Genomic DNA, 12,305 nt, shown 5'->3' with positions numbered 1-12,305 from the left:
GTCGCATGATCACGTACGACTCGCGCAACTGGGTGGCGGCGCTCGCGCTGCATCGTTCAGATACCGTTCGCAAGCTGTGGCCGATGCTGGTGCTCGTCGGCGTCTTCACCTGGGCCGTGGGCTACCTCGAAACCGAGCTGCTCCACCTGACACGCCAGGATTCGGTGAACAACCTCCCCGTGATGCACAGCCTGATGGGCTTTGCCATCAGCATGCTGCTGGTGTTCCGCACCAACACCGCGTACGACCGCTGGTGGGAGGCGCGCAAGGCGTGGGGACAACTGGTGAACGTGAGCCGGAACGTCGCGATCAAGCTGGCGACGATACTGCCGCGAGAGGATGCCGCAGCGCGCGACGAGCATGCGCGCCTCATCGGTGCGTTCGCCCACGCCCTGCAGGCGCACCTGCGATCGGAGAAGACACGGATGGCACTCGACGCCTCCACGCACCCCCAGATCGAAGGGCTCGATCCGGGCAAACACGTCCCGGCACAGATCGCCGCACTGATGCACGCCCGTGTTCACGCCGCCTATCGCGAGGGCCTCATGACGGGCGACCAGTTGATCGGCCTCGCGTCGGACCTGGCGTCGTTCATGGACATCTGCGGCATCTGCGAGCGCATCAAGAACACGCCGATCCCATACTCCTATTCCTCCTTCCTGAAGAAGTTCATCGTCATCTACTCGCTGTCGCTGCCGTTCGGCTTCGTGTTCGCCCTCGGGTACGTGGCGATCCCCGTGTGCGTATTCATCTTCTACGTGCTCGTGAGCCTCGAGGTCATCGCCGAGGAGATCGAGGAGCCGTTCGGCCTCGACACCAACGACCTCCCGATCGACAGACTCGCCGGCATCATCTCCGCCAACGCGACAGAACTGCTGCATTGACGGGGGCCGGGCAAGCCCGATCCCTACGTCGCGGCGGGTCGGAATCAGCGCACGTACACGGGCGACGGGACTGACGCGCGCGCGCCCGTATCGCTCAGGACACCCGTGCGTGGATCGATCCGGAATGCGCTGATCGAATCCGATTCCTGGTTGTCGGCAAACAGGAACGTGCCGGTAGCGTCGATCGGAACTTCAGTCCCCTGGCCTCCGTCCCGGGCTGCCCGGTTAGACTGCGCGCATGACCCGCCGTGAGTGGCTCGCTCTGACGTGGGCCGTGGCCTGCGCCACGCGTGTGCGCGCGGCCGCGGCAACGGTGACGACGCTCATCGGGACCGGAAGTCCGGGGCTCGCCGATCGCGATGTCAACAATCCCTACGGCGTCGTCATCGGCCCTGACGGCCACCTGTACTTCTGCGATCTGGACAACCAGCGCATCCGTCGCGTCGATCGCCGGACGCGCCGGACGATCACGGTGGCGGGTGATGGACGCAACGGGCATGACGGCGACGGGGGGCCGGCAACGGCAGCCGCACTGAGCATGCCGCACGAGATCCAGTTCGACGAGGACGGCCATCTGTACATCGCCGAGCGCGACAGCCACGTAGTGCGCAAAGTGGAGGCAGGCACGGGACGCATCTCCACGATCGCGGGCACCGGCACGCCCGGCTTCAGCGGTGACGGCGGCCCGGCCGCCGAGGCGCAACTGCGCAGCCCGCACAGCATCGCGCTCGGCCCTGGTGGACGCCTGTACATCTGCGACATCGGCAACCATCGCATTCGCGCGGTGAACCTGGCGACCAGGCGGATCGACACCGTGGGTGGCACCGGCGAGCGGCTTGCGACGCCGGACGGCGCGCCGCTGTCAGGTACGCCGCTGAACGGTCCACGAACGCTCGTCGTCGCGCCAGACGGCGACCTGTTCCTGGCGCTGCGGGAAGGCAACGCGGTCTATCGCATCGATGGCCGGACGATGACGCTGCACCATCTCGCCGGCACCGGCCAACAGGGTTACTCGGGCGATGGAGGTCCGGCACGCGCGGCTACCCTCCGCGGACCCAAGGGTCTGGCCCATGGCGGCGGCAGCCTGTACGTCGCCGACACCGAGAACCACGTCATCCGGCGGATCGACCTGGCGACGTCCGTCATCACGACAGTGCTCGGTACGGGACAGCGCGGCGACGGTCCGGAACCCGATCCGCTGCGCTGCGCCCTCGCGCGTCCGCACGGCATCTTCGTCGACGCGACAGGCGCGCTCTACGTCGGCGACAGCGAAGCACACCGCATCCGCGTCCTGAACCCGTAACACCGTCAACGGCCTTCGACCGCCAGGCTGCGCACGTTCGGCAGGACGTCCGGAGGCGGCGCCCCTGCGTCGACGACCTTCCAGCCGACCAGCGCGCCGGGCGTGCCATACACGACGATGACGCGGCCGTCGCGTGAAGTGGCGGGGACTTCTTCACCGTCGACCACGCGACGTCCCGTCGCGCCGCCGGGCAGGAGCGCCGCCGACCGTACCAGCAGACGCGTGACTCCCGCGGCGCGGCGCCGCGCAGCCCACGCACGACACCGAGGGTAAGTCTCGGGTCCTCCCGTCACGACCGCCACCGGCAGCGTCACGGCCTCCGCCGGGTCGTCGCCGATCTCCACGGCCCATAGCGCACGCCTGAGCGTGGCCGCGTCATCCGGATCCGTAATCTCCTCGTGACGCAACAATTCCGCCCACGCGCCAGCCGGAGTATCGGCGAAGTAGTGCGCAGGGCCCTCGCCGGGTCCGTGCCAGCGTGCGGGTGGCTGCGCCGCCGTATCCCAGAGGAAGGGATAGCGCGGGTCGGCCTGGCGGAAGACGATCACGTCCCACCGAGCGAGACGAGGGCCCGCGCCAGCAAGCGCACCTTCTGCGGTGCCTCATCGTCCGGGTCCCAGTCGCCGGACAGGAGCGCCGACGGCGCGAGGCCGTCGAGCGCGGTGCGCTTGCGCTCGAACCAGCGGCGGATGCCGACGTCGTTGTACGCCCCAGCGAGGTCGCCGACGATGAGCGCGAGGTGATGGAGGCGCGCGGCCACGAGGTCGGGCGTCGTGCGCTCACGCGCAGCGTAGCGACGCAGGCTGGACGCCGAAATGCCCAGCAACGCGGCGAGTTGATCGCCGTCGATGACCCGCAGCAGCGCGGGCCATTCCCGATCGGGCACGGGCGAGGCCTCCAGAGCCGCGATGAGCAGGCGCAGCACCGACGCCAGTTCCTCGGGCGTAAGGGCGTCGACGTTGTCGAAGTGCAGCGCCGGGTTGCGCGCGATGCCGGCGTCGCGAACCACGTCGATCAGTCGCGGGATGTCGAGCGTCTCCCGCTCGTCGGCCGCGGGCTCCAGCAGGCCCATCGCCTCGGCGCGCCGCCACGCGTCGATGCCGAGCGCCTGAAGTGGCTGCGACTCGTACGGATACGAAACGGAAATCATGGTTCACCCACACGTATCCCGAATGTACTCCAAAGAACGCGCCAGCACAAGCCCACCCTGAATCACCTATTGCCATCCCATATTTCACGCCCTAATATGGCCTGACAATAGGAGCCCGTTCGGTGTCGCAATCAGGAGGAGCGCGTGGGAACGAAAGCTGACGTCTGGCAGGGCACGCTGGCCCTGATGATTCTCAGGACGCTCGAGACGCTGGGACCGCAGCATGGATACGGGATCGCGCGGCGGATCGAGCAGACGAGCGGCGACGCGCTCACGGTGAACTACGGCACGCTCCATCCTGCGCTCGTGAAGCTCGAACAGGAAGGCGCGATCGTCTCGGAGTGGGGCCAGTCCGAGAACGGGCGCCGCGCGAAGTACTACACGCTGACGCGCGCGGGGCGTGCGCAGATGGCTCGCACGTCGCGCGAATGGGCGCAGACGACGGCCATCATGTCGCGCTTCCTCGAAGGACGTGAGGCATGAGAGCCCTGCGCGTGCTCGTGAAACGGATCGCCGCGCTCTGGCGGCGCAACGACGCCGACGCCGATCTGCGCGACGAACTCGAGAGCCTCGCCGCGATCGAACGCGACGAGCGTCTCGCATCCGGTGCCTCACCCGACGAGGTGCGCCGAGACGTGCTCGCGCGAAGCGGCAGCGTGACATCGGTGCAGGAAGTCGTGCGCAGACGACGCCTCCTCGGCTGGCTCGACGATCTGGCACGCGACGTCCGTGGCGGCCTGCGGATGTCGCGGCGGCAGCCACTGCTCACCGGCGTCGTGATGCTCTCGCTCGGACTCGGGCTCGGCGCCAACGCGGCCATCTTCTCCATCGTCGATCACCTGATGCTGCGACAACTGCCCGTCGCGCACGCGGATCGCCTCCTCATCATCGACAGCTTCTGGACCTATCCGATCTGGGATCGCATGCGACTGCAGGCCGATCGCGTCGACGGCCTTGCCGCCTGGTTCGGCACGCGCCTCGGTGCGTCGCGCGGACGCCTGCTGCGGCAACTCCTCACCGAGAACCTCGTGCTCTCCGCGGGTGGTGCCGGCGCCGCCGTCGCGACGGCGCTCGTGACAGCGCGCCTGTTCGTGTCGCAGCTCTCGACGCCGCGCATCCCCGTGTCACTGGACATCCCGACGGACGCGCGGCTGCTCGTCTTCGTCGCCGGCTGCGCGCTCCTTGTCACGCCGCTCTTCGGATTGTGGCCGGCGCTCAGGACGACGCGCCTCGTGCCGGCGGATGCCATGAAAGAACAGACGCGATCGGTCGTGGGCAACAGATCGCGTGCCACGAGCGACGCGTTCGTCGTCGGGCAGATCGCGCTGTCGCTGGCGCTGGTCGGCGTGGCGGCGCTGCTCGTGCGCACGTTCGTCGGCCTCGCCACGATGCCGCTCGGCGTGGAGAGCGCGCGCGTCGTGACGGCGGCCGTGTCGCTCGACGCCAGAAGCGTGCCAGAGTCCGAGCGCGGCCCTCTCTTCGAGCGCCTCCGCGCGGTAGTGGCGGCGGTGCCTGGTGTGACGGAGACAGCACTGTCGGCCACTACGCCGCTCTCGGGCATGACCTTCACCGTGGGGCTGCGCGATGTCGACGGCGTGGCGCTGTCTGGATCGGAAGAAGACCATCGATCGTTCATGAACCAGGTGAGCGAGGGATTCTTCACCACCTACGGCATGCCATTGCGTGACGGCCGAGACATCTCGACGACCGACACCGCTGACGCGCCGCGAGTCGTCGTCGTGAGCGAAGCGTTCGTGCGGACGTTCATGGGCGGCGGGCGGGCGGTCGGCAGACAGGTGCGTCAGGGGACGGCGCGACAGGATGACCCGGGCGGCCCGCCGATCGAGATCATCGGCGTCGTCGGCGACGCGGTCTATCGCGACGTCCATCAAGGCGTCAGGCCGACGATGTACGTGCCTGCCGCGCAGGCGGGGCTCATGGAACGGACGTCCGTCAACGTCGCCGCGCGCACACGCGCCGCTGAGGCATTGGCGTTCGTCGAACCCGTGCGACGTGCGATCGAGGGCGTCGATTCGCGGCTCGGCGTCGGCGTGTCGCCGCACACGACCCTCGTACGCAGCGCGATCATGCGCGAGCGCCTGGTCGCGACGGTCTTCGGCAGTCTCGCGCTGCTCGTGGCCGTCGTGGGGCTCTACGGCGTGACGGCGTACACGGTGAGCCGGCGGCGCGGCGAGCTCGGCCTGCGCCTGGCGCTCGGCGCCACGCCCGCGCGTGTGCTGCGACTCGTACTCGGACGCGTAACGGTTCTCGTACTGGTGGGTGTTGCCGCGGGCGTCGGCCTCACGCTGTGGGCCGGCCGTGCGATCCGCACGCTGCTCGTGAACCTCGAACCAGGCGACCCGATGACGCTCGTCGGTGCCGCACTCCTGCTCGTGGTCACCGCCGGCCTCGCCGCCCTCATCCCCGCCTGGCGCGCATCCCGTACATCGCCCGCCATCGCATTGCGGGAATGACATCAATGGAGCGAACGGGCTTCAGAGCCTGTGAAGAAATCGATGCGTGCGTAGGGGCGGCCCTTGTGGCCGCCCGTTCGGCGCGGGCACCCACAAGGGGTGCCCCTGCATCTTCCGGAGAGGTGCGTGCGCGCGGTGGCCGGACGCCGACGCTCAGGGTACGAGGAGACAGAGATGACGCTCGGACAAGGCGGTGAGGCATGACGACGCTGCGCGGGCTCGCGAAACGGATCGCCGCGCTCTGGCGGCGTGACGACACTGACGCCGACCTGCGCGATGAACTCGAAAGCCTCGCCGCGATCGAACGCGACGAGCGTCTCGCATCGGGCGCCTCACCCGACGAGGCGCGTCGAGACGTGCTTGCGCGAACCGGCAGCGTGACGTCGGTGCAGGAAGTCGTGCGCAGGCGACGCACCTTCGGCTGGCTCGACGACCTCGCGCGCGACATGCGATATGGCCTGAGGCAGTGGCGCCGTGAACCGATCTTCACGGCGGTGGCGGTGCTGTCGCTCGCGCTTGGCATCGGCGCCAATACCGCCATCTTCTCGCTCATCGATCACGTGATGCTGCGCGCGCTCCCGGTTCACGAGCCCGCGCGCCTGCTCGCCCTGGGATCGGGCACCCGCGCCTCGGGAGCCTGGTCCTATCCCGTATGGGAACAGGTTCGTGCGTACGAGACGCTCGTGGGCACCATGGCCGCGAGCAGCGGCAGCACGCCGCGCAGCGTCACGTCCGACGGCCGCACCATGCGCAGCCAGGTGCAGATGGTGAGCGGGAGCTTCCACGACGTGCTTGGCGTACACGCAGCGATGGGCCGCGCGCTGACGCCCCACGACGACACGAGCGCGCAAGCCGCCTACGAACCCGTGGCCGTGATCAGCGATCGATACTGGCGCGCGCGCTTCAACGCCGCACCCGGCATCGTCGGCCAGTCGATCCTGATCGATCGGACACCGTTCACCATCGTCGGCGTGATGCCGGCGGGCTTCGACGGTGTGTCCGTCGGATCGACGTTCGACGTCGCCGTGCCGCTCGCTGCCGAGGACGTGCTCGGCGGCGATGCGTCTCGCTTGAAGGCGCGTGGATCCTGGTGGCTCCAGGTGCTGGTGCGACAGCCGCCCGAAGACACGGTCGACGCGGTCACCACCGCGCTGCGTGGCGTGCAGTCGCAGATTCGAGAGGCCACGCTCCCGGAAGGGAGTACTCCCGAACAGCACCTGGCGGAACCGTTCACGCTCACACCGCTTCCCGCGATGGTCAGCGGACTTCGCGGCACATACGGCACGCCACTGTTGCTGCTGATGAGTGCCGTCGGCATCGTGCTGATCATCGCGTGCGCGAACCTTGCCGGACTGTGGCTCGCGCGTGCGTCGGCTCGACGCCATGAGATGGGCCTGCGCCTCTCGCTCGGCGCGTCGCGCGCAAGACTCGTCGCACAGATGCTCGTCGAGAGTCTCACGCTGGCGCTGGCCGGGGCTGCGCTGGGGTTGGTCGTGGCGCAGTGGGCGGTGCGCCTGCTCGTGTCGCAGCTGCAGACGATCAACATGGCGGTCGTCCTCGACGTGCCCGTGGACTGGCGCATGCTCGCCTTCACCATGACCGTCACGCTGCTGACGGCGGTACTCGTCGGTCTTGGACCTGCTCTGCACGCCACGCGCAGCGATCCGGGCGTGGCTCTGAAGGCGCAGTCACGGACGCTCGCGCAGCAGCCGCACACGTGGCCGGCGCTGGGACTGCTGTTCGTGCAGATCGCGCTCTCGTTCGTGCTGGTGATGAGTGCCGGCCTGTTCCTGCGCACGCTGTCGGGGCTCATCGGCAACGTGCGAGGCGTGGACATCAATCGCGTGCTCATCACGCGCGTGTTCGTCACGGCGCATGCTGTCGAGGCCGCCGACCAACCGGTACTCTTCGAACGCGTGCTCGAAGCGGCACGGCGCGTCCCGGGCGTCTCGGTTGCCGCGCTGTCTTCCGTGACGCCCTCGCAGATGGCCATGACGATGGGCCCCATCGTGCACGCGGGTGGCGCGCCCGTGGACCTGCCGCCGCGCGAGCGCAGCACGTTCATCAACTTCGTGAGTCCGCGATTCTTCGAGACCTACGGCACGGCGCGTCTTGCAGGACGGGACTTCTCCGATGCCGATACGTCGTCAGCAACGCCCGTCGCCATCGTGAATCGCGCGTTCGTCGCGCGCTTCCTGCCGGGTCGCGAGGATGTCGTCGGTCTGACCGTCGTCCAGGGAGGACCGCCCGGCTCGCCCGGACTCGAACGGACGATCGTCGGACTCGTCGAGAACGCGACGTACGTCGGACCCCAGGAGAACGCGACGGCGGTGCTGTATGTCCCCCTCGAGCAGGCAAGTGGACATGCCGGTCGAGGATTCCTGCACCTCAGCGTGCGCGCCGCGGGCGGCGACCCCGGACGGCTCGCGAAACCGCTCGCCGACGCGATCACGTCGATCAGCGCCGACATCTCCGTCCAGACGCATTCGCTCGACACGCAGGTGCGCAGCGCGCTGACGCGCCAGCGTCTGATGGCCACGCTCACGAGCGCGCTGGCCGGACTGGCCCTGCTGCTGGCCGGCATAGGCCTCTACGGCGTCATGGCCTACGCCGTCACGCAGCGCCGACGGGAGATCGGCGTGCGCACGGCACTCGGGGCCACACCAGCCGCCGTCGTGCGCCTGGTGACCACGCGCGTCGCCGTCGCGCTCGTGCTGGGACTCGGCGCAGGCGCGCTGCTCGCGCGCTGGGCCGGCCGATTCGTCGAATCGCTCCTCTTCGGCGTCACGCCGGGCGACACATCGACGTTCGCCCTGGCCGGCGCGCTGCTCCTGACGACAGGTCTCGCCGCAGCCCTGCTCCCCGCCTGGCGCGCCGCCCGCACATCCCCCGCCACAGCCTTGCGGGAACCATGAGATGGAGCGAACGGGCTTCAGCCCGTTCGTCACGCCAGGGGTTGAAACCTCTGGCCTCCATCTCGGTATCGGGTGGATCGGGCACCCACAAGGGGTGCCCCTACACCTGATCACCACGTCGGGGTCGGGTACCCGGAGGCGCCGGCAATCAGCATTCGACATTCCTCGCCCGGTCAACCGAGCCGGGTGATCAGATCGATGAATGTCGGCAGGTTGGCCGAAAGCCGCACGTCGTCGCCCGACGGGCGACTCGTGCGCGTCACAAGGACGCGGCGCGTGGCGCCGATCAGGTCGGCGGTGCGATTCAGGCGATCCATGTCTGCCTGGCTGGGTGCCGTCGTCAGCTTGATCTCGACCGCCAGCACCTGCCCGCTCACCTCGAGCACCAGGTCGAGTTCCTGACCGTCGCTCGTCCGGAAGTGGAACGCCTCGAACGGTGTCCCGCGTGCCGACAACGCGCCGAGCGCCTGCTCGATCACGAAGCCTTCCCAACTCGCACCGACCCACGGTTGACCGAGCAGGGTGGTCTCGTCCGGCGTGTTGAGCAACGCGTGCAGCAAGCCCGTGTCGCGCCAGTACACGCGCGGACTCTTCACCAGGCGCTTACGGATGTTGCCGCCGTACGGTGGCAGACGACGGAGGAGGAACGCGCCGACGAGGAAGTCGAGGTAGGTGTTGACCGTGTGATACGAGAGTCCGAGACTCTGGCCCACCTGCGACGCGTTCCAGATCTGGCCGTGCAGCGCGGCGAGCATGCGAAGCAGCCGCTCGGTGGTCTGAGGCTTCGCCGGGAGCCCCCACGCCGGCAGGTCGCGTTGCGTGATCAAGGTCAGGTAGTCGCGCTGCCAGTGCGGAAACGCACGCGGCGTCAGCACGCCGCCATCGGGATAGCCGCCGCACAACCAGAGGCGGCGGCGCATCGCGTCGGTATCGAGCTCGTTCCACAGCAGCGGCGACAGCTCGACGAGCGACAGGCGCCCGGCGAGCGACTCCGAGACATGGCGCGTGAGCGCTGGCGATACCGACCCCAGCAGGAGGAACCTGCCGGTCCGTGGACGATCGGCGTCGATGGCACCACGAAGCCGTTCGAAGAGTTCCGGCCAGCTCTGCGCCTCGTCGAAGGTCACGAGCCGATCGACGTCGATCAGCGCGTCCCACTGCAGGTCGGCGCGCAGTCGCTCGGCCGGCTGTTCGAGGTCGAAATACGCCCCGCCGAACGATCGGGCCAGTGTCGTCTTGCCACACTGCCTCGCACCGAGGATGGCCACAGCCGGCGACAACGACAGTCTGTCGCGCACGAGGGCGGCCGCCGCCCGATCCAACATGTTTGCATTATAGAAATAAGTTTCTAGTTTGCAAAGCGTCCCGCATCTGGCGGCGACGGGCAGACCGCTTGCCCACTGACTGGGGGCTGCTGGCCCGGTGAGCGGCGGCCCGTGCCCGATTGCCGGATCTTGCGACTGGCTCTCACTTTCATGCGGCTAACCTCTTTCTCCACAGTGAGTTGCCAGCTATTACATATTGATTACGGACCCGGGGAGTCGTATATTTGACAGGTTGCCGGCCGGCGCAGGGACGCGCAGGGCGGCCCCTCAGGACCACCATGAGTACGTCAACCGACACCATCCAACAGCTCGCGACACAGGAATACAAGTACGGCTTCTCCACGGCCGTGGAGGCCGATCAGCTGCCGCCGGGCCTGGACGAGTCGACGATCCAGGCGATTTCGGAACGCAAGGGCGAACCTGCCTGGATGCTGGAGTGGCGCCTCAAGGCCTTCCGCGCCTGGCAGCGGATGGCGTACCCGGAGTGGTCCAACGTCCACTACCCGCGCGTCGACTTCCAGGCCATCAGCTACTACTCCGCCCCGAAGCCGAAGAAGCAGTTGAACAGCCTCGACGAGGTGGACCCAGAGGTACGGGCCACGTTCGACAAGCTCGGCATCCCGATCGCCGAGCAGATGGCGCTGGCGGGCGTGGCGGTCGATGCGGTCTTCGACAGCGTCTCGGTGGCCACGACCTTCAAGGAGAAGCTCGGCGAACTCGGCATCATCTTCTGCTCGTTCTCCGAAGCGGTGCGTGAACATCCCGACCTGGTACGCAAGTACATGGGCTCGGTGGTGCCGCACACGGACAACTTCTACGCCGCGCTCAACGCCGCAGTGTTCAGCGACGGATCCTTCGTGTACGTGCCGAAGGGCGTGACGTGCCCGATGGAGCTCTCGACGTACTTCCGCATCAACGCGGAGGGCACGGGGCAGTTCGAGCGCACGCTGATCGTGGCCGACGAGGGCGCGTACGTGAGCTACCTCGAAGGCTGCACGGCCCCCAAGCGCGACGAGAACCAGCTGCACGCAGCGGTCGTGGAACTCGTGGCGCTCGACGGGGCCACGGTCAAGTACTCCACCGTCCAGAACTGGTATCCGGGCGACAAGGACGGCAACGGCGGCATCTACAACTTCGTGACCAAGCGCGGCAAGGCGATGGCCAACGCGAAGATCACGTGGACGCAGGTGGAGACGGGCTCGGCCATCACGTGGAAGTACCCGAGCTGCATCCTCCAGGGTGACAACGCCGTGGGCGAGTTCTACTCGGTGGCCGTGACCAACAATCGCCAGCAGGCGGACACGGGCACGAAGATGGTGCATCTCGGGCGCAACACGAAGAGCACCATCGTCAGCAAGGGCATCTCGGCGGGCAAGGGGCAGAACACGTATCGCGGCCTCGTGAAGATCGCCAGGGGTGCCGAGGGCGCGCGCAACTACTCGCAGTGCGACTCGCTGCTCATCGGCGACCGCTGCGGCGCGCACACGTTCCCGTACATCGAAGTGAAGAACACGTCATCGACGGTGGAACACGAGGCGTCGACGTCGAAGATCGGCGAAGACCAGATCTTCTACTGCCGCCAGCGCGGTATTTCCACCGAAGACGCCGTCAACATCATCGTCAACGGCTTCTGCAAGGACGTCTTCCGCGAGCTCCCGATGGAATTCGCCGTCGAAGCCCAGAAGCTGCTCGGCATCAGCCTCGAGGGCAGCGTCGGCTAGCGCCGAACGCCTGAGCCTGATCCGTTTCCGTAAGCCCTGAGCCGTAAGCCATCATGCTGCAAATCACGAACCTCCACGCGCGCGTCGACGACAAGAACATCCTCAACGGCATCACGCTCGACGTGAACGCCGGCGAGATACACGCGATCATGGGCCCCAACGGCTCCGGCAAGAGCACGCTCGCCAGCGTGCTGGCGGGGCGCGATGCCTACGAAGTCACCGAAGGGACAGTGCTCTTCGACGGCAAGGATCTCCTCGACATGGATCCCGAGGAGCGCGCGCGCGAAGGGCTGTTCCTCGCGTTCCAGTATCCGGTCGAGATCCCGGGCGTCAGCAACATGGAGTTCCTCAAGGCCTCGGTCGACGCGGTGCGCGCGCACCGCGGCGTCGAGCCGCTGGATCCGGTGCGCTTCATGCGGCTGGCGCGCGAGAAGTGCGAGGCGGTCGGGCTGAAGACCGATTTCCTCAAGCGTGGCGTCAACGAGGGCTTCTCGGGCGGCGAGAAGAAGCGCAACGAGATCTTCCAGATGGCC

At 67.9% G+C, this 12,305-nt stretch carries 11 protein-coding genes; 7 read left to right on the top strand and 4 right to left on the bottom strand.

Annotated features, from left to right (window positions below):
• Positions 1 to 5 precede the first annotated feature (5 nt).
• Positions 6 to 884 (top strand): hypothetical protein, encoded by an 879-nt coding sequence (locus IT182_17835; protein MCC6165211.1) that lies wholly within the window; start codon positions 6 to 8, stop codon positions 882 to 884.
• 44 nt (positions 885 to 928) lie between these two features.
• Here the strand turns inward: IT182_17835 and IT182_17830 are convergent, their stop codons facing one another.
• The gene (locus tag IT182_17830; GenBank protein ID MCC6165210.1) at positions 929 to 1,195 is read right to left on the bottom strand and encodes a beta-propeller fold lactonase family protein; all 267 of its coding nucleotides are present in this window, start codon (positions 1,193 to 1,195) and stop codon (positions 929 to 931) included.
• 2 nt (positions 1,196 to 1,197) lie between these two features.
• On the opposite strand from IT182_17830, the gene IT182_17825 reads away from it, so the two are divergent.
• Positions 1,198 to 2,187: a hypothetical protein gene (locus IT182_17825; GenBank protein ID MCC6165209.1), complete on the top strand. Its 990-nt coding sequence runs from the start codon at positions 1,198 to 1,200 to the stop codon at positions 2,185 to 2,187.
• A 5-nt stretch (positions 2,188 to 2,192) separates the two neighbouring features.
• Here the strand turns inward: IT182_17825 and IT182_17820 are convergent, their stop codons facing one another.
• Together IT182_17820 and IT182_17815 are read right to left on the bottom strand one after the other, a co-directional pair.
• Entirely contained in the window at positions 2,193 to 2,735 is a 543-nt protein-coding gene (locus IT182_17820; GenBank protein ID MCC6165208.1) for an RES domain-containing protein, read from the bottom strand.
• Entirely contained in the window at positions 2,732 to 3,337 is a 606-nt protein-coding gene (locus IT182_17815) for a hypothetical protein (protein ID MCC6165207.1), read from the bottom strand. Before IT182_17815 ends, IT182_17820 begins: the two co-directional genes overlap by 4 nt.
• A gap of 144 nt (positions 3,338 to 3,481) precedes the next feature.
• Here IT182_17815 and IT182_17810 point away from each other — a divergent pair, with 144 nt between their 5' ends.
• The 3 genes from IT182_17810 to IT182_17800 all read left to right on the top strand — a co-directional run bounded on the left by IT182_17810 (position 3,482) and on the right by IT182_17800 (position 8,726).
• Positions 3,482 to 3,820 (top strand): PadR family transcriptional regulator, encoded by a 339-nt coding sequence (locus IT182_17810; protein ID MCC6165206.1) that lies wholly within the window; start codon positions 3,482 to 3,484, stop codon positions 3,818 to 3,820.
• Positions 3,817 to 5,811 carry an ABC transporter permease gene (locus tag IT182_17805; GenBank protein MCC6165205.1) on the top strand — a complete coding sequence of 665 codons (1,995 nt, stop codon included), beginning with the start codon at positions 3,817 to 3,819 and terminating at the stop codon, positions 5,809 to 5,811. Before IT182_17810 ends, IT182_17805 begins: the two co-directional genes overlap by 4 nt.
• Before the next feature lie 200 nt (positions 5,812 to 6,011).
• Positions 6,012 to 8,726, top strand: a complete 2,715-nt coding sequence (locus tag IT182_17800; GenBank protein ID MCC6165204.1) for an ABC transporter permease — start codon at positions 6,012 to 6,014, stop codon at positions 8,724 to 8,726.
• Positions 8,727 to 8,899: 173 nt separating this feature from the next.
• On the opposite strand, the gene IT182_17795 is transcribed toward IT182_17800, so the two are convergent.
• Positions 8,900 to 10,051, bottom strand: a complete 1,152-nt coding sequence (locus IT182_17795; protein MCC6165203.1) for an ATP-binding protein — start codon at positions 10,049 to 10,051, stop codon at positions 8,900 to 8,902.
• A 278-nt stretch (positions 10,052 to 10,329) separates the two neighbouring features.
• Between IT182_17795 and sufB the strand changes: the two genes are divergently transcribed.
• Both sufB and sufC read left to right on the top strand, forming a co-directional pair.
• Complete coding sequence (gene sufB, locus IT182_17790) at positions 10,330 to 11,772, top strand: Fe-S cluster assembly protein SufB (protein ID MCC6165202.1); 1,443 nt, start codon at positions 10,330 to 10,332, stop codon at positions 11,770 to 11,772.
• Between the two features lie 53 nt (positions 11,773 to 11,825).
• Positions 11,826 to 12,305: Fe-S cluster assembly ATPase SufC (gene sufC / locus IT182_17785; GenBank protein MCC6165201.1), on the top strand; the 480-nt coding region annotated here is incomplete at its 3' end.

It is taken from the genome of Acidobacteriota bacterium (genome assembly GCA_020845575.1).
Lineage (GTDB): Bacteria > Acidobacteriota > Vicinamibacteria > Vicinamibacterales > Vicinamibacteraceae > Luteitalea.
Note: the sequence above shows the minus strand (reverse complement) of the source record. Positions and strands in the feature narration are given on the sequence as shown.